Genomic DNA, 17,722 nt, shown 5'->3' on the forward strand with positions numbered 1-17,722 from the left:
CCACCGATAGATGGGCCGGGCATGGAGGGTCAGCGATTCTGGAGTTGTTGCTGGATGATCCGGTTCAGTCCGGCGCGGACCTTGTCGACATCGACGCCTTCCACCAACGCTTTCTTCTGCTTGATCCCGTCCATCATGCCTTCCAGGATGTTGGCGGGATTGAAGCTCGGCGGGAACGAGCGCGGCGGAAACTCCTTGAACGTCGCGACGAACTGAAACACCTCGTCCATCATGCCGTAGGCTGAGCCGACGTGATTCATGTTCCAGTCCCAGAACGTGTTGGAAGTGATGTCGGCGCGTTCGAAGGGGTCCTGCATCAAATTGAATATCTTCTGCAGGCGAAGCGTGGTGAAGGGTTCGGCCCACAGCCCCATCGTCCCTTCCTTGCGCTGCTCGGAGAAGACGTATTTGTAGTCACCCTGCCGGAAGCACACCAACAGGCCGTCGTCGTCCGAGTAGAAGAACTTGTCTCGCGCGCTCTTGGTGCCGTTGTTGTTGCCGGCGGTCCCGCTGACATTGCGGAGGAACGCGGACTGGTCGTAGCCGTCGAGGTGGACCTTGTAGTTGATGCCGTTCGCGGTGTAGCCCGCCTTCAGCTTAGCCACGATGTCGGATTCGCCGGCGATCGCACACAGCGTCGGAATCCAGTCGTTGTGGCTCATGATCTCGTTGCTGACCGTTCCGGGCTTGATCGTGCCCGGCCAGCGCACCAGGCACGGGACGCGGAAAGCGCCCTCCCAGTTGGTGTTCTTCTCGGAGCGGAACCAGGTCATGGCCCCGTCGGGCCAGGTGTTCATGTGGGGGCCATTGTCGCTCGAATAAACCACGACCGTGTCGTTGGCGATTCCCAGATCATCCAGCGTCTTGAGCAGCGAGCCGACGGTGTCGTCGTGCTCCATCATACCGTCGACATACTCGCTGTCGCCGTGGGTGTAGCGGCCGCGATGCTCGGCGCGGACATGGGTGCGCAGATGCATGCGGGTCGCATTGAACCAGCAGAAGAACGGCTTGCCGGCCGCCTGCTGCCGCTTGATGAAGTCGATCGCCGCCGCGGACGTCTCGTCATCGACCGTCTCCATGCGCTTCTTGGTCAGCGCGCCGGTGTCCTCGATGGTCTGCTTGCCGACCTTGCCGAACCGAGGATCGACCGTGGGATCGTCGCGATCCGTCGCCTTGCAGCGCAGCACACCGCGGGGGCCGAACTTGGCGCGGTAGGCCGGATCCTTGGGATAGTCAGGCAGCTCGGGCTCTTCCTCGGCATTGAGATGGTAGAGGTTGCCGAAGAACTCGTCGAAGCCGTTCACGGTCGGCAGCGACTCGTTGCGGTCGCCGACATGATTCTTGCCGAACTGGCCGGTGGCATAGCCGAGATTCTTGAGCAAGCCGCCAACTGACGGATCGAGCTGGCTCATTCCCATTGGCGCACCGGGAAAGCCGACCTTGGTCAGGCCGGTACGAATGCCATGCTGTCCGGTGAGAAACGCAGCGCGACCGGCCGTGCAGGACTGCTCGCCGTAATAGTGCTGCATCTTGAGGCCTTCGCGCGCGATGCGATCGATGCTTGGCGTCTCGTAACCCATCAGGCCATTCGAATAGGCACTGATGTTCGCGATGCCGATGTCGTCGCCCCAGATGATCAGGATGTTCGGCTTGCGGCCGGATGGCGCCGCGGGCGCGGGACTGGTGACTGGTGCTGCCTTCTGCGCCTGCGCCAACGCATCGGACGTCAGTGCCGCCGCGGCCACCAGGGTCGATGTCCCCAGCAACAGATTGCGGCGGTCAATCGCCTGCTTCGTGCCGTTCTGCTTGTTGTTCTCGGCGTCGTTGCTCATCAGACACTCCCTTCGTTGCAAGGCATTCATTTCGGCGGGCGAGAAACGTCGGCGGAGGGCCGCACCACGCACCTGAACCCGACATGGCTGGTCGAGGTATCGACCGGTTCGGCATGGCGCGCGGCGGGGCGGTAGCGGCGGCAGTAATTCGGCGCGCAGAGATGCGAGCCGCCCTTCAGCACCTTGCGCGGAATCCTGATCGCGGGCTGGCAGGAATCGTAACTCGCGTCCTCGCGGCCGCCGCGCGGGTTTTGCGGGATGCAGCAGGGTTTTGCCGCGTCGGCCTCGTGGCGGGCCGACCACCAGTCGGCGGTCCACTCCCAGACATTGCCGATCATGTCGTGGACGCCGTAACCGTTCGGCGGGAATGCGGTCACCGGCGAGGTTCGGTCAAAACCGTCCTCGCAGAGATTCTGCAGCGGGAAATTGCCCTGCCAGATGTTGGCCATGTGCTTGCCGCCGGGCGTCAGCGCATTGCCCCAGGCATATTCCTCATCGTCGAGCCCGCCACGTGCCGCGAACTCCCACTCCGCTTCCGTCGCAAGCTCCTTGCCGGCCCATTTGGCGTAGGCGAGCGCATCGGCATAGGCGACGTGGACGACGGGATGGCTGCCGAGCACATTGACGTTGCTGCGCGGGCCATAGGGACGACGCCAATTCGCGCCGCGCAGGAAGGTCCACCATTGGCTCCAGTCGCGCAGCGTGTGGACCCGGCGCGGCGGCGAAAACACCAGCGAGCCGGCGTACAGCATATGCGGCAGCGCGCCCGGATATTGCGCGGGATCGGGCGGCCGCTCGGCTATGGTGATGTGGCCGGTGTCCCGCACGAAGTCGCGGAATTGGGCGTTGGTCACCGGTGTACGATCAATCCAGAAGCCATCGACCGAGGCCCGATGCGACGGTGCCTCCTCGGGATAGTGATGGTCCGAGCCCATGCGGAAGGTGCCGCCGGGAATCCAGACCATGTCGTCGGTCTGCATCCGGTCGTCCGGCCCTGGTTCAGCGGAGGTGATCTCTGCCCGGGACATGGCGATGCACCTGTTCGCGCGCTACCGTGGGCAATGGTCCCGGAACCCCTGCGTTCTCGGTGGGGCGGTGACTCCGATGACCGCTCCGAGGAAAATCTTGCTGAAGATGGCAGCCTTGTAGATCACAGGCTTGTAGGTCACAGGCTTGGGTTCGTAGGGATCCAACGTCGTGCTCGATCGCATTGTCGCGCCCTTCCATTTTTCTGTACTGCACTTCTCGGCAGCGTTGATTACGTCAGGCCCGCTTCCCTTTCTCTGCTTGTCGTTATCGGTGCGCGCGTCCGCACGCGCCCGCTCCTGCGGCGCGTGATCCGTCCCGCCGGACGTTGTCACGAGCTGTTTCGCTTTGGGATCAAACGATAGCGCAACGCGCCTTGCATGTGATGTGCAGTTTGTGCCACCCGCAACCCCAAGGCGTGCAGCCTTAACGAACGATGTCCCAATTCCATCAATCCGATATCGTCGTCGGATTCTCTTTCTCGAAAAAACAAGCGAAAAACTGCGCGTTTGCGAAATCCGCTCGATGGGCTCACGGTACGAGTCCAACCGAGCGAGGCACGATGTCGCAGGGCGCTCGGTGCACTGGCTTCAAGCGCCTGCACTCAGTCGATCGATCGCGCTGTCGTTGGAAGCGTGGATTCGTCGCGGCATTCACCGGGATCGAGCGTAGACGCGAAGCCACCGGCTTCGTCCCGGCATCTGCCGGTGAGCAAGCTCCTATCAGGTCAAGAAACCGGTGTTCAAAGCCGGGCATCGGACCTGCGGTGGAACACTGCAATTGCCTGAACAGCGTGTAAGCCCCGCGTAAGGATGACCGCGTCCAATTCCATGACAGCCGGCGGACTTATCCGAACGTCGCAAGCGCAGATCACACTTCGCCGGCTTTCCGCCGCGATTCCGCGCTGCTAGAGTTCCGCGCCTTGGGGAGGAAAATGCATGTTCAGGAAGTTGCTGCTCGGTCTCACCGTGATTGCGTTTGCTGGTGCCGGCGCTGCCTTTGCGCAGCAGAGCGGCATCAAGCGAACGCCGCTGCAGAAGGTCGATTTCCCGGCGGGCTACAACACGGTCACGGCGATTGCCGAGGTTCCAGCCGGGGGTGCGTCCGGTCGTCACAGCCATCCCGGCGCTGAAACCGGCTATGTGCTCGAGGGCGAGCTGGAACTTGCGATCGACGGCAAGCCGCCGCTGAAGCTCAAGGCAGGCGATTCCTACCAGATTCCGGAAGGTGCGGTGCACGATGCCAAAACTTCCGGCGACAAGCCGCTCAAGGTGCTAGGGGTCTACGTGGTCAAGGCCGGCGAGCCCTTGGCCAAACCGGCGCCGTGAGCCGAACCTGTTGGCCTCCGACCAGTTGGTTCATGTTGGCTTCAGGTGCGGCGAGCAACCATCCGAGCTCGCCGGGCCTTTTGATTTTTGCCTGAATGCAGGGATATGAACCGAACAGATGCGCGGCAAATTTCGTCGGATTTCATTGCCGCGCCGTCTCGTCGCAGATCTGATGTACGCGTCGGCCGGCGTGCCGTTCGTCTCCCTGACACGCTCGCTGAACGTTCGTGCGGTGGTCGAGGCCCGCGCACGCGCGGCGCAGGCGCCGGGCTGGGCCTCGATCTTCGTCAAGGCATTCGCGCTGATCGCCAAGACCGAGCCGACCCTGCGCACCCTGCACGCCAAATGGCCCTGGCCCTGTCTCTACGAGCTGCCGTGCAGCGTCGGCATGGTGGCCATTGCGCGCGTTGAGAAGGGCGAGGAATGCGTACTGTTCGAACGCGTCCGGGGCGCCGACGAGATGGCGCTTGGCGATGTCGATGCGCTGATCCGGCGCGCCAAGACCGCGCCGCTGCACAAGATCCCCTCATTCCGCAAGATGCTCTGTGTGACGCGCCTGCCGTTTCCGCTGCGCCGCCTGGCATGGGCGATCGGGATGAATTTCGGCCGGCAGCGCGCCAATTTCTGCGGCAGCTTCGGCGTCACCTCGGTCGCGGCCTATGGCCCGGGCGAGTTGCACGCGCTGAGCCCGGGCCGTTCCTGCTGAGCTATGGCGTGATCAAGCCGGACTTGACCATCGACGTGGTGCTGCGCTGGGACCATCTGGTCTGCGACGCCGCCCTGATTGCCCAGACCCTGACCCGGCTCGAGCAGGTGCTGGGCGGCGAAATCGCCGCGGAATTGGGCGCGATCCGGCCGCAAGCCGACGCCCGGCCGGTCCGGGCGGCCGGAGCTCGGCTTTGACCTGTGAAACCGGCCGATTTTGACGCCGATTCGACCCAAATCGCCCTGCGTTTTGTTTGACAGAACCGGACTTTCTCCTTAAGACCACCCTTGCTCGCGGGCCGGTTTCGGCCCGCGATACGTTTCGCGACCCGTGGTTCTCCCCGAGCTTTCGAGGCGGACCTGTCGGTACGGGCCTTTTTTGGCCGGTACACAGGAGGGCGCGTCTCCTCAAACCTGAAACTGACAAAACGCCGGGCGCTTCGTGCGACGGCTATCAAAGAGGACGCGATGACAAAGCGCAGTGAGGCGAAGTACAAGATCGATCGCCGCATGGGCCAGAATATCTGGGGCCGCCCGAAGAGCCCCGTGAACCGCCGCGAATACGGCCCCGGCCAGCACGGCCAGCGCCGCAAGGGCAAGCTCTCCGACTTCGGCGTGCAGCTGCGCGCCAAGCAGAAGCTCAAGGGCTACTACGCCAACATTTCCGAGCGCCAGTTCCACGGCATCTATGTCGAGGCCAGCCGCCTGAAGGGCGACACCGGCGAGAACCTGATCGGCCTGCTCGAGCGCCGTCTCGACACCGTGGTCTATCGCGCCAAATTCGTCGCCACGATGTTCGCTGCGCGCCAGTTCATCAACCACGGCCACGTCAAGGTGAACGGCCGCAAGGTCAACATCGGCAGCTACAAGCTGAAGGTCGGCGACACCATCGAGGTCAAGGAAGCCTCCAAGCAGCTCACCCCGGTGCTGGAAGCCGCCCAGCTGCCCGAGCGCGACCTGCCCGACTTCCTCGAAGTCGATCACGGCAAGATGACCGCGAAGTTCGTCCGCATCCCGGCGCTCGGCGACGTGCCGTTCCCGGTGCAGATGGAGCCGCATCTGATCGTCGAATTCTATTCGCGCTGATCACGGCACGCATGCGAGATCCGAAAGGCCCCGGTTTTGCCGGGGCCTTTTTGTTTGGCTAAAGTCGCGGCACATCGACCGAGAGAACCATCATGCACTACACCCCTGCCCGGCCCGATCCCAAGGCGCCCGCCGTCCGCATCAACCTGCTGTCGGACACACAGACGAAACCGACGCCCGGAATGCGCGAGGCGATGGCGCGGGCGGAGGTCGGCGATGAGCAGGTCGGCGACGATCCGACCACCAATGAGCTCAACGCCCGCGTCGCCGATCTGCTCGGGAAGGAAGCCGCCGTCTTCATGCCGTCGGGCACGATGTGCAACGTCGCGGCGACGCTGGCCTATTGCCGCCCCGGCGACGAGGTCCTGGCGCACGCGACCGCGCATATCATCGCCCGCGAGGGTGGCGCGCATGCCGCGCTCGGCGGTTTCCAGATCACGCAGCTGCCGGGCGACGACGGCCAGTTCACGCCGGAGACCTTTCGCGCTGCGCTGCATCCACGCACCCGCTACCAGCCGCCGCAGGTGCTGGTCAGCGTCGAGCAGACCGCCAATATCGGCGGCGGCACGATCTGGAAGAAAGCCGCGCTCGACGAGGTCGTGCGCATCGCCAAGGACCATGGACTCATAACCCATATGGACGGGGCGCGCCTCCTGAACGCGACCGTCGCCTCAGGCATCTCGCCGCGCGACATGACGGCGGGGTGGGATTCCGCCTGGATCGATTTCTCCAAGGGACTCGGCGCGCCGATCGGCGGCGTGATCGCCGGCAACCGCGCCTTCATCGACGATGTCTGGCGCTGGAAGCAGCGGCTCGGCGGCTCGATGCGGCAATCCGGCGTCTGCGCCGCCGCCTGCATCTACGCGCTCGATCACCATGTCGACCGTCTCGCCGACGACCATGCCAATGCGCGGGCGCTGGCGCGCGGGCTGGCGCAGATCAACGGCATCGCGGTGCAGGCGCCCGAAACCAACCTCGTCTTCTTCAAGCCCGACGGCGCCGGCGTCTCCGGCGACAAGATGGTCGCCGAGCTGCGCAATCGCGGCGTGACGCTCGCGATGATGGACGGCCGGATCAGGGCCTGCACGCATCTCGACGTGTCAGCTGCGATGATCGAGGAAGCAATCGGTCACGTCAGGGACATCGTGCGCGGGGCGTAGCTCCATCCGGGCTACGAAGCCGGTTACCGCCCCATCGCCCGGTAGATCAGCGTCTTCAGCTCCTGCTGGATCCGGCCGCGCTGTGACGGCGTCTGCACCATGAAGATCCCGAACAGATCGTCGGCCGGGTCGATGAAGAAGAACGTGCCGCCGACGCCGTCCCAGCGATATTCGCCGAGCGGCCAGGACGTGTTCTCCGGCACCGAGGTGCGGACCGCGAAACCGAGGCCGAAGCCGGAGTTCGGCCCCGGATAATAGTTCTTGTCGCGCACGACGCCGGTTTCGGGACCGATATGATCTGACGCCATCAGCGCGATGGTTTCCGGTTTCAGATAGCGCTTCCCGCCATAGCTGCCGCCGTTCAACAGCATCTGCGAGAAGCGCGCATAGTCGCCGACGGTGCCGACCATGCCGCCGCCGCCGGACTCCCAGCGCAGCGGCTTGCGCGGATCGCGAACCTCCGCCACCGGACTGATGGTGCGATCCTTCGGCATTGGCTCGGCGATCAGCGGCCATTTCGCCTGGTCGGCAACATAGAATGCGGTCTCGTTCATCCCGAGCGGACCGAGCAGCCGCTCCTTCTCGAACTGGAACAGCGATTTCCCTGTTATCACCTCGATGATGCGGCCGAGCAGATCGGTGGAATGGCCGTAGTCCCATTGCGTGCCGGGTTGCTCGGCAAGCGGCAACGCCGCGAGCCGCGCTGCGAATTCGGCATTGTCGGGATCGTTGTCGAACAGGCCGGCATCGGCGTAGGTCTTGTTGACGACACCGCCGCCATAATAGCCATAGGGCAGTCCTGCCGTGTGGCGCATCAGGTCTTCGATCGTGACCGGACGCTTGAGCGGCTCCAGCGTCATCGTCGCCTTGCTCTCGTCGCCGCGCTTTTCGACGCCGACCTTCATGTCGGCAAAGGCCGGGATGTATTTCGACACCGGATCGCTGAGCGCAAGCCTGCCCTCCTCCACCAGCATCATGGCGACGACTGTCGTGATCGGCTTCGACATCGAATAGAGACGGAAGATGGTATCCGCGCTCATCGAGAACTCGGTTGCGACGTCGCGAACCCCGAACTTCTCGTAATAGACCGGCTTGCCGTGCTGCTGCAGCAGCAGGATCGCACCGGGAATCTTTCCGGTCACGACCTCGTTCCGGACATAGTCGGAGACCTTGGCGAGGCCCTCCGCCGAGAAGCTGTGCGCGGCTGGCCCCGCGGAGCCGGCCTGCGCAACCGTTGCGACGAGGGCGAGCGCGAGTGCCGCGACGAACGCGCGGCACCCACGCATATAAGAGCATGCTCCGATCCGATTGGACCGGATCATGCTCTTATGGTTTTGCTTTTGGCGCGTTTTCTTCACGCGAACTGGTACCCACTTCGCTCGAAAACGCTCTAGTTTTCCATGGCTTCATAGACGAGCTGCTTCAACGTCCGCTGGATGCGCTGACGCTCGGTCGGCGTCTGCTCCAGGAGGATGAAGAAGAAGTCCTGCTTGCGGTCGATGATGTAATAGCAGCCGCTGGCGCCGTCCCATTTCAGCTCGCCGAGATCGCCGGGCGGCGGCGGCTTGGCATTGCCCGGATCGGTACGCACAGCGATCCCGAGCCCGAAGCCGAAGCCGTCGCCGGGGAAATAGAATACGTCGCGCGCAACGCCTGAGCCCGGGCCGACACGATCGGTGGTCAATTCCTTGAACGTCTCGGGCTTCAGGATGGTCTTGCCGTCGAGGGTGCCGCCATTGAGCAGCATCTGGGCGAAGCGCGAATAGTCCGCCATGGTCGAGACCATGCCGCCGCTGGCGGACTCCCATTTCTTGACCTTGGTCGGATCGTTGATCCGGCCGACCCGGAAGTCGCTGTCGTTCGGCATCGGCTCGGCCATCAGCTTCTGCTTCTCGGGATCGGTGACGAAGAAGCCGGTGTCCTTCATGCCGAGCGGGTCAAGCAGCTTCTCGCGTTCGATCGTCGAGAATTTCTCTCCGGTGGCCACCTCCATCACGCGCGCCAGAATGTCGGTGGAATGGCCGTATTGCCAGAGCGCGCCGGGCTGGTTGTGCAGCGGCAGCTTGGCGATCCGCTCGGCGAATTCGGCGAGATCGAAATCTCCGCCGTAGATATTGGCGTCCTTGTAGGCCTTGCGGACCAGGCTATCACCATAGAACCCGTAGGTGATGCCGGACGTATGCGTCATCAGATCGAGGATCGTCATCGGCCGCTGTGGCGGCACCAGTTCGAGCGTCTTGGTGCCGTCCTCGGCCTTCTTCTCGACGCCGACCTTCACATCGGCAAAGGACGGGATGTATTTCGAGACGGGATCGTCGAGCTTGTACTTGCCCTCCTCCAGAAGCTGCATCGAGACCACGGCGGTGATCGATTTGGACATCGAGGCCAGGCGGAAGATGGTCTGGTCTGATATCGGCGCCTTGCTGACCACGTCCTGCACGCCGAAGGCCTCGTGATAGACCGGCTTGCCATGCTGCTGGATCAGGACGATGGCGCCGGGAATCTTTCCGGTCGCGACCTCGTTCTTGAAGAACTCGCTGATCTTGGCGAGCTTGTCGGGGTTGAAATGCGCGCCCGCCGGAATCTCGTAGGTGCCTTCGGTGTGCGCGTACGCCAACGATGCCGCCAGCAACACCGCGGCGGCTGCGGCGGCGCACTTCAAGCGAAATGAATGCATTTGAACTATCCCTCCCCGGAAATCACGAGGAAGTGTAGCGGCGGTATCATCAGGCACAAGGGCTCCCGAAGGCGTCCAGGGCCTGCTGATGCAGCTCGTCGCTCTGGGCCGAGAAGCAGCAGAAGATCACTTGCGTAAGGCTTGGGGCCGATGGCAGGGCGTCGACGACAGTTTTGACGGCGATTTTAGCGGCCCGATCAGCCGGGAAGCGAAAGACACCGGTCGAGACCGCCGGAAACGCAACCGAAGCCAGATTGTTGGCCCGGCAAAGCTCAATGCTGCGGCGATAGCAAGACGCTAAATGAGCGTCCTCTCCACGGTTGCCGCCATTCCAGATCGGACCAACGGCGTGGATCACGTACTTCGCGGGGAGCCGATAGCCCTTGGTGATCTTGGCATCGCCGGTCTCGCAACCGTTGAGCGTCCGACACTCGTCAAGTAATTCGGGCCCGGCCGCGTCGTGGATCGCGCCGTCGACGCCGCCGCCCCCAAGCAGCGACGAATTGGCCGCGTTGACGATGGCGTCAACGCGCAGGGTCGTGATGTCGGTAACGATGACTTCGAGCCGCGCCTTGCCGATCTGGCGCGCCGTCAAGGTCAGGCAGCCACGTCGACCGGGATGCCCTTGTCGGCAAACAGCTGCTGCAATTCACCGGCCTGGAACATCTCACGGATGATGTCGCAACCGCCGACGAACTCGCCCTTCACATAGAGCTGCGGAATCGTCGGCCAGTTCGAATAGACCTTGATGCCGTCGCGCAGCTCGGCCGATTCCAGAACGTTGAGGCCCTTGTAGCCGACACCGATGTGGTCGAGGATTTGCACGACCTGACCGGAAAACCCGCACTGCGGGAATTGCGGCGTGCCCTTCATGAACAGCACGACGTCGTTCGACTTCACTTCGTTGTCGATGAATTGCTCGATGCTCATTTTCGCTTCCTTCGGGGGCGGCGCTCTCAAGCCTTGTGGGCCGGCCCACCCTTCTAACCCGTGACTGGTTATATATGTAGCTCAAACCATTGTGCATCCAAAGCAAAATGGCGGAAATCAGGCATGCGGCGGGAGCCGGACCGCACCGCAAAACGGGCCGGGATTATCTGACGGGCCCAATATCATCATGGGGGAGGCTTTTTTCCCGTAACGGAGCCCCTATCTAGGACGAACTGTCCGTCTGGAACCAGTTTACCGAAGCAACGTTCTCCCCTTGAATCGGAGACCATCGTTGACGAAACCAGCCTCTGCCGCGGCCGCCGTTCCCGGCACCTCCCCGTCACTGTCCTCCGAATCCGGGTCGCTCGCGCGGCGGCTGGTGGACGCCTATCGCACGGTCCGCGACGAGACCGAGCGCCGGGTCGCGCCGCTATCGGCGGAAGACCAGCTGATCCAGTCGATGCCGGATGCGAGCCCCGCCAAGTGGCACCGCGCCCATACCACCTGGTTCTTCGAGCAGTTTCTGCTCGGCGAGCACGTCAAGGGCTATGCGCCGTTCCATCCGAACTACGCCTATCTGTTCAATTCCTATTACGTCAGCGCCGGTCCCCGGCACGCCCGCCACCAGCGCGGCCATCTGACCCGCCCGACATCAGACGAAGTCACCGCCTACCGCCGCCATGTCGACGCCGAGGTGGTGAAATTCTTCCAGACCGCCCCGACGGACAAGCTCGAGGCGCTGGTGCCGCTGGTCGAGGTCGGGCTCAATCACGAGCAGCAGCATCAGGAGCTGATGTACACCGACATCCTGCATGCCTTCGCGCAGAACCCGATCCCGCCAGCCTACGATCCGGCGTGGCGCTTCCCGGCATCGCAGCGCAGGCCCGCGGAATGGGTGACGCTCAACGAGGGCATCCACACCGTCGGCCACGCCGACGACAGCTTCCATTTCGACAATGAGAAGCCCGCGCATCGCGCGCTGGTCGGCCCGGTCAAGCTCGCGAAAAATCTCGTCACCAATGCCGACTGGCTCGCCTTCATCAAGGACGGCGGCTATTCCACCGCGACGCTGTGGCTGATGGACGGCTTCGGCACCGTGAGCAACGAGGGCTGGCAGGCGCCGGGCCACTGGCGCGAGATCGACGGCGAGTGGAAGATCATGACGCTCGGCGGCCTGCAGGCACTCGATCCACAGGCCCCGGTTTGCCATGTCAGCTATTACGAGGCCGACGCTTTCGCCCGCTGGGCCGGCAAGCATCTGCCGACCGAGATGGAATGGGAGGTCGCCGCCCGCGCCGGCCTGCTCAACGACGCCTACGGCATCGTCTGGCAATGGACCCGCAGCGCCTATTCGCCCTACCCCGGCTATCGCGCCATCGAAGGCGCGCTCGGCGAATACAACGGCAAGTTCATGGTCAACCAGCTCGTGCTGCGCGGCTCGTCGCTGGCGACGCCGGCCGGTCACAGCCGTGTCACCTACCGCAACTTCTTCTATCCGCACCATCGCTGGCAATTCACGGGGTTACGCCTCGCCGACTATGCCTGATTGAGTCCTGTCGACATCGATGACGCGTCGGTAAGCGCGTTCGGGAGAGTATCATGAATGTGCATGCCGCCGCTTTGGCCAAAGCGTATCCGTTCGACGAAGCGACCTCGGCGTTTGCCGGCGATGTGATCGGCGACCTCGCCCGTCACCCGAAACGGCTGTCGCCGAAATATTTCTACGACGCCACCGGCTCGGAGCTGTTCGAGCAGATCACGGTGCTGCCGGAATATTATCCGACGCGCACCGAGCTCGGCATCCTGCGCGACCGCGGCAGCGAGATCGCCGCAATCATTCCGAACGGCGCGGCGCTGGTCGAGTTCGGCGCCGGCGCGACCACCAAGGTGCGCCTCCTGCTCGAGACTAGCGAATTCGCAGCCTACGTGCCGGTCGATATCTCCGGAGATTTCCTCAAAGCCCAGGCCGACGGGTTGCGCCGGGATTTCCCGGGTCTTGGAATCTATCCGGTCGCGGCCGATTTCACCACGCCGTTCGCGCTGCCCGAGGCCGTCGCCGCGATGCCGAAGGTCGGCTTCTTCCCGGGCTCGACACTCGGCAATTTCGAGCCGAGCGAGGCCCTGGCCTTCCTGCGCAGCGCGCGAAAGATCCTCGGCCACGGCGCGCAGATGATCATCGGCGTCGACCTCGAGAAGGACGAGCGCGTGCTGTACGACGCCTATAACGACGCAGCCGGCGTCACCGCGCGCTTCAACCTCAATGTGCTGGTTCGCATCAACCGCGAGCTCGGCGGCAATTTCGACCTGTCGGGATTTACGCACCGCTCGATCTACAACCGCGACCGCCACCGCATCGAGATGCACCTGATCAGCCGCAAGGCGCAGACCGTGCGCATCCTCGGCAACACCTTCGCGTTCCGTCCGGGCGAGAGCATCCACACCGAGAACAGCTACAAGTACAGCCTCGAGCGGTTCACCGCGCTCGCCCGCAGCGCGGGCTGGACGGTGCGCGACAGCTGGACCGACGCCAACACGATGTTCTCGGTGCACGCGCTGGTCGCGGACTAGCATCCCGGCAGCCAAGGGAACGTGACATGGGCCGGCGTGCGCTACAGATCGCGACGGCACTGCTCGCCCTCGTCCCGATCCTGACCGGCCTCATCACGATGCTCGGCGTGAGCGATCCGCTGTACGCCTCGTCGGGCGTTCCCGCGCTGCCGGTGCTCGACAGCAATCTGCGCTTCTTCGGCGGGGTCTGGCTCGGTCTCGGCCTCGCTTTGCTCTGGCTCGTGCCGCGCATCGAAAGCGAGAGCGTGCTGTTCCGCGTGGTCTGGGGCGGCATCTTCCTCGGTGGCATCGGCAGGCTGCTGTCGATGGCGATGGTCGGCCTCCCGCCGCTGCCCTTCGTGGGCTTCACCGCGCTGGAGGTGATCGGCGCGCCGCTGTTCGTCTATTGGCAGCACCGCGTGGCCACGGCCGGTCGCAGGTAGCGCCCCGGCTATTCCTCCTCCCCGCTCGACCGCAGCGAGATCGATTCCCACGCCGCGACCACGATCATGATCGTGGTGGTGACGATCGAAAGCACCAGCGGTGACATCTCGCGGCCGAAATAGGCCGTGATCGCCAGCGCCACGATGCCGACGCCGTGCGAGAGCTGCAGGAAATTGCGGATGACGAACTTGAACAGGATGGTCCCGACCAGGAACAGCGCGGCGCCGCCGACCGAGCTCACGATCGTCTTCAGGTCGGAATGGCCGCCGGGATGCTTCAGCACCAGCTCGTCGGCAACCGCGGTCAGGATGATGCCGCCGACGATCGGCATGTGCAGATAAGTGTAGGCGATCCGCGCCACGCGGCCGGATTCCTCGGACTTGGAGATCATGTCCGCGCCGGCCTCGGCGCCCTTGTGGAAATAGATCCACCACATCGCGATGCTGCCGACCAGCGCCGAGATGAATGCGGCGACATTCTCCGGCGTCCAGGTCAGCTCGGCAAAGGTCGCGCCGTCGACCACGATCGCCTCGCCGAGCGCAATGATGATGAACCCTGCGCAGCGCTCGGCCATGTGGCCACCCTCGACCGACCAGGCTTCCATCGAGGAGAAGCCGAGCCTGGGGGTCCAGAACCGCAGAGCCGGCGCGACGTACTCGATGACCAGCGCCGCGATCCACAGCCACATCCGCGTCTCGTGCTCGGCGAAGCCGCCGAGAATCCAGAGCACGGCGGAGCAGGACAGCCAGGTCAGGATGCGGATTGCGTTGTGGCGGACTGCCGTTCGCCGCCGCGGCGTCGCCAGCAGCCAGAACGCGGTGCGGCCAACCTGCATCGCTGCGTAGGTCCCGGCAAACCACAGCCCGCGTCCGTCGAAGGCGGACGGGATCGAGGTCGACAGCAGCAGCCCGCCCAGCATCAGGACGAACAGCAGCAGGCGGACCGGCGTCAGGTCGGGATTGAGCCAGTTGGTGACCCAGGTGGTGTAGACCCACACCCACCACACCGCGAGGAACAGCACCGTGACCTGCACCGCGCCCAGCGGGGTGAAGTGGTGCAGCAGCGTATGCGACAGCTGCGTGACGGCGAAGACGAAGACGAGGTCGAAGAACAGCTCGGCATTGGTGACGCGGCTGTGCTGATTCGGCACGATGACGCGAAACATCGCGCCGCGCGGATTATCTGCCATCGCTTGGGGCCCCCGCCCGCTGGCCGGGGCCTAGCCTTCCGGCACGCCGGTCTGCAAGGCCAGCGCGTGAAGCACGCCGCCCATCTGGCCCTTCAGCGACTGGTAGACGATCTGGTGCTGCTGAACGCGGGACTTGCCGCGGAATGACTCGGAAACGACAGTGGCCGCGTAGTGGTCGCCGTCGCCGGCCAGATCACGGATCGTCACCTCGGCATCAGGGATCGCTGCCTTGATCATCGATTCGATATCACGGGCGTCCATCGGCATCCCAGTCCACCTCCGTCAGGTCATTCGAATCAGGGCCGATTCGGCCAGGAAAACCAAGACAAACCTCAAGGCAAAACCCAAGATAAAACCTGGCGCCTGAGGTCTTCTAGGTCATTCCGGGGCACACTATATTCCCATTCCCAGCGATTTAAACCTGCATCAATCGGTCACAAGCCATGACGCCGAAATGACCAGAAGAGGCGCGGAATCATGAAGCTCCCCGGCCCCGACCATCCGATCACGATCACGCCGAATGCCAAGCGTGTCCGCGTCACCGCCGACGGCGTCGTCATCGCCGAGACCAGCCATGCGCTGACCTTGAAGGAAGCGAGCTATCCGGCCGTGCAATACGTCCCCCGGCAGGACGCCAACATGGAACTGTTGACCCGCACCGAGCGGACCACGCATTGCCCCTATAAGGGGGATGCGAACTACTTCAGCATCAAGGCCAACGGCAAGACGCTGGACAATGCGATCTGGACCTATGAGGCGCCCTTTCCGGCCATGACCGAGATCGCCGGCCACCTCGCCTTCTATCCGGACAAGGTGAAAATCGAGGAAGTCGCCTAGACCATCGCGCCTGCCGCACGCGCCGGGCCTCGCCCGGCGCTTTGTTGCGTGCTGATCAGCCCGAAGACGGAAATGCCCGGGCGAAGCCCGGGCATGACGACGGGAGTGTTCGGCCGGATCGCCGCTAGACCCTGAAGATCGTGAGCCCAAGGATCAGCAGCACCAGGAAGATCACGACGAACACGTAGAACAGGAAGCGCGCGATGTCGGCGGAGGCAGCGGAAATGCCGGTGAAGCCGAGCAGGCCCGCGATGATCGAGACGACGAGGAAGACCAACGCCCATTTCAGCAGTGTCATTGCTTGCTCCACAAACCGCGCGCGCCGTACGCGTCCGCCCGACAACGCCCGCCACCGACCCCGGTTCCAGAACGAAACAGATCCACTGAAATGACCGACCTCGACACCACGGAATCGGGACGATTGGGCCTTGCTGAATCGGGTTCCCGATTGCAACATCCGGCTGCAGACCCGGCTGGGGGCACCATGAAATCGATTGCTCACGCGGCTCCGGCCGTCGACGTTCAGGCAGCACCGAAGCTCCACAAGCGCAATGTCGCCCTCGACCGTGCGCGCACCTTCCTGACGCTGGTCGTGCTGCTGCATCATGCGGTGATCCCCTACACCCATTTCGGCCACACCGACCCGACATCGTGGATCGGCTTCGACTGCGTCGTGCTCGCCACCGACAGCTTCTTTATGGCGATGTTCTTCTTCCTGTCCGGGTTGTTCGTCTGGCCCGGGCTCGGCCACAAGCCGTGGCTGATCTTCCTGCGCGACCGGCTGCTGCGGCTCGGCCTGCCCTTCGTGATCTGTGCGTTCACGGTGATTCCGATCGCCTATTACGCGATCGCGCTGCGTGCGACGCCGGACCTGACCTTCTCCGAGTTCTGGCGGAAGACCATGATTTTCGGGCCCTGGCCGAGCGGCCCGATCTGGTTCGTCTGGGTCCTGATGACCTTCGACCTGACGGCGAGCGTGCTGTACCGGGTGTCGTCGCGCCTGCTCGAACCGATCAACCGCCTGTCGATCAAGGGATTTGAGCGTCCCTCGAAGTTCTGGCTGTTCCTCGTCGTCGTCAGTGCCGCCGCCTATTTGCCGATGCTGGTGCATTACGGCCAGAACTACTGGTTCGAGCTTGGACCGTTCTCGGTGCAGGCGAGCCGGGTGCTGCTGTATGCGTCCTATTTCTTCATCGGTGCGGGGATCGGGGCGGCGAATCTCGAGGGTGGCCTGCTCAGCGCGCATGGACGGCTGACCGAGCGGCGCTGGTTCTGGACCGGGATCACGCTGATCCCCTACTGCTTGATGTGGGTGATGATCTACATCAAGCGCGGGATCATCGGTAACCCCGATCCGCTACCGGGCTGGTATCTCGCGTTCTACGGCACCTTCTACGTGCTGTTCAGCGCCTCGATCCTGTTCGCGATCCTGGCCTACTTCCTGCAATCGAAGGCGCCGGGACCGACGCTGCTCGACCGCATGCAGGGCGACGCCTACGGCATGTTCCTGGTGCACTATCCGATCGTGCTGTGGCTGCAATACTGGCTGTTCGACATGGAGTTGCCGGCGATCGCCAAGGCCGCGATCGCGTTCTTCGCCACTGTTGCGCTGAGCTGGGCCGCGACCGCCGTGCTGCGCAAGATTCCGGGCGCCAAATACGTGCTGTAATTTCGGTTATGATGCGCAATCGCATCATAACCTCCCTCCTTTTCTGAGCATGATCTCTGCGCAAACGCTTCGCGTTTGTCGCGGGAAAACCGGCCTCCACTTTTCCGGATCATGCTCTATGCAGCGATCTCGCCCCGCGCCGCCCCCGCATCCTGATCACGGCGGCCGAACGCCGGCAGCGCCATGGGCGACAGGCTTGAGCCCGTCGCCAACAAGTTGCGCACAACCTGCCATTGGTCACATGTGGCCATGTGATTCTCGGTTATGCTGGCCGCACTGCTGACCTCAAGGA

17 protein-coding genes and 1 pseudogene are annotated in these 17,722 nt (G+C 63.7%); 9 read left to right on the plus strand and 9 right to left on the minus strand.

What is annotated here, in order from left to right; all coding sequences use genetic code 11:
• Positions 1-29: 29 nt before the first annotated feature.
• Together ACE103_RS26760 and ACE103_RS26765 are read right to left on the minus strand one after the other, a co-directional pair.
• Complete coding sequence (locus ACE103_RS26760) at positions 30-1,832, minus strand: arylsulfatase (RefSeq protein ID WP_375775512.1); 1,803 nt, start codon at positions 1,830-1,832, stop codon at positions 30-32.
• 26 nt (positions 1,833-1,858) lie between these two features.
• Entirely contained in the window at positions 1,859-2,860 is a 1,002-nt protein-coding gene (locus tag ACE103_RS26765; RefSeq protein ID WP_375775513.1) for a formylglycine-generating enzyme family protein, read from the minus strand.
• 936 nt (positions 2,861-3,796) lie between these two features.
• Between ACE103_RS26765 and ACE103_RS26770 the strand changes: the two genes are divergently transcribed.
• From ACE103_RS26770 to ACE103_RS26785, 4 genes and pseudogenes are all read left to right on the plus strand, one after another.
• Complete coding sequence (locus ACE103_RS26770) at positions 3,797-4,186, plus strand: cupin domain-containing protein (protein ID WP_223976168.1); 390 nt, start codon at positions 3,797-3,799, stop codon at positions 4,184-4,186.
• A gap of 118 nt (positions 4,187-4,304) precedes the next feature.
• Positions 4,305-5,089 (plus strand): annotated as a pseudogene (locus ACE103_RS26775) (acyltransferase).
• Between the two features lie 270 nt (positions 5,090-5,359).
• A complete protein-coding gene (rpsD, locus tag ACE103_RS26780) occupies positions 5,360-5,977 on the plus strand; it encodes a 30S ribosomal protein S4 (RefSeq protein WP_092115295.1) in 618 nt (205 codons plus the stop codon).
• A gap of 92 nt (positions 5,978-6,069) precedes the next feature.
• Positions 6,070-7,137: a threonine aldolase family protein gene (locus ACE103_RS26785; RefSeq protein ID WP_375775514.1), complete on the plus strand. Its 1,068-nt coding sequence runs from the start codon at positions 6,070-6,072 to the stop codon at positions 7,135-7,137.
• A 23-nt stretch (positions 7,138-7,160) separates the two neighbouring features.
• Here ACE103_RS26785 and ACE103_RS26790 read toward each other — a convergent pair whose 3' ends face one another.
• The 4 genes from ACE103_RS26790 to grxD all read right to left on the minus strand — a co-directional run bounded on the left by ACE103_RS26790 (position 7,161) and on the right by grxD (position 10,744).
• A complete protein-coding gene (locus tag ACE103_RS26790; RefSeq protein WP_375775515.1) occupies positions 7,161-8,423 on the minus strand; it encodes a serine hydrolase domain-containing protein in 1,263 nt (420 codons plus the stop codon).
• A 104-nt stretch (positions 8,424-8,527) separates the two neighbouring features.
• On the minus strand, positions 8,528-9,814 hold the full coding sequence (locus ACE103_RS26795; protein ID WP_375775516.1) for a serine hydrolase domain-containing protein: 1,287 nt from the start codon (positions 9,812-9,814) through the stop codon (positions 8,528-8,530).
• Between the two features lie 49 nt (positions 9,815-9,863).
• Positions 9,864-10,409: an O-acetyl-ADP-ribose deacetylase gene (locus tag ACE103_RS26800; protein ID WP_375775517.1), complete on the minus strand. Its 546-nt coding sequence runs from the start codon at positions 10,407-10,409 to the stop codon at positions 9,864-9,866.
• A 2-nt stretch (positions 10,410-10,411) separates the two neighbouring features.
• Entirely contained in the window at positions 10,412-10,744 is a 333-nt protein-coding gene (gene grxD, locus ACE103_RS26805) for a Grx4 family monothiol glutaredoxin (RefSeq protein WP_028336765.1), read from the minus strand.
• Between the two features lie 292 nt (positions 10,745-11,036).
• Between grxD and egtB the strand changes: the two genes are divergently transcribed.
• From egtB to ACE103_RS26820, 3 genes are read left to right on the plus strand one after another with little or no spacing between them, the layout of a single operon-like run.
• Positions 11,037-12,290 (plus strand): ergothioneine biosynthesis protein EgtB, encoded by a 1,254-nt coding sequence (gene egtB, locus ACE103_RS26810; protein ID WP_375775518.1) that lies wholly within the window; start codon positions 11,037-11,039, stop codon positions 12,288-12,290.
• Positions 12,291-12,343: 53 nt separating this feature from the next.
• A complete protein-coding gene (egtD, locus tag ACE103_RS26815) occupies positions 12,344-13,312 on the plus strand; it encodes an L-histidine N(alpha)-methyltransferase (RefSeq protein ID WP_375775519.1) in 969 nt (322 codons plus the stop codon).
• A 26-nt stretch (positions 13,313-13,338) separates the two neighbouring features.
• Positions 13,339-13,734 carry a DUF4345 domain-containing protein gene (locus tag ACE103_RS26820; protein WP_375775520.1) on the plus strand — a complete coding sequence of 132 codons (396 nt, stop codon included), beginning with the start codon at positions 13,339-13,341 and terminating at the stop codon, positions 13,732-13,734.
• Between the two features lie 8 nt (positions 13,735-13,742).
• Here ACE103_RS26820 and ACE103_RS26825 read toward each other — a convergent pair whose 3' ends face one another.
• Positions 13,743-14,924 carry a low temperature requirement protein A gene (locus ACE103_RS26825; protein ID WP_375775521.1) on the minus strand — a complete coding sequence of 394 codons (1,182 nt, stop codon included), beginning with the start codon at positions 14,922-14,924 and terminating at the stop codon, positions 13,743-13,745.
• Between the two features lie 30 nt (positions 14,925-14,954).
• The gene (locus tag ACE103_RS26830; RefSeq protein WP_021077843.1) at positions 14,955-15,191 is read right to left on the minus strand and encodes a BolA family protein; all 237 of its coding nucleotides are present in this window, start codon (positions 15,189-15,191) and stop codon (positions 14,955-14,957) included.
• 210 nt (positions 15,192-15,401) lie between these two features.
• On the opposite strand from ACE103_RS26830, the gene ACE103_RS26835 reads away from it, so the two are divergent.
• Positions 15,402-15,761 carry a DUF427 domain-containing protein gene (locus ACE103_RS26835; RefSeq protein WP_050402001.1) on the plus strand — a complete coding sequence of 120 codons (360 nt, stop codon included), beginning with the start codon at positions 15,402-15,404 and terminating at the stop codon, positions 15,759-15,761.
• Positions 15,762-15,885: 124 nt separating this feature from the next.
• Here the strand turns inward: ACE103_RS26835 and ACE103_RS26840 are convergent, their stop codons facing one another.
• The gene (locus tag ACE103_RS26840) at positions 15,886-16,059 is read right to left on the minus strand and encodes a DUF1328 domain-containing protein (protein ID WP_021077845.1); all 174 of its coding nucleotides are present in this window, start codon (positions 16,057-16,059) and stop codon (positions 15,886-15,888) included.
• Positions 16,060-16,245: 186 nt separating this feature from the next.
• On the opposite strand from ACE103_RS26840, the gene ACE103_RS26845 reads away from it, so the two are divergent.
• Entirely contained in the window at positions 16,246-17,430 is a 1,185-nt protein-coding gene (locus ACE103_RS26845) for an acyltransferase (RefSeq protein ID WP_223976146.1), read from the plus strand.
• The last annotated feature ends 292 nt before the right edge of the window (positions 17,431-17,722 follow it).

Origin of the sequence: Bradyrhizobium sp. ma5 (assembly GCF_042258955.1) — a bacterium.
Classification (GTDB): Bacteria; Pseudomonadota; Alphaproteobacteria; order Rhizobiales; family Xanthobacteraceae; genus Bradyrhizobium.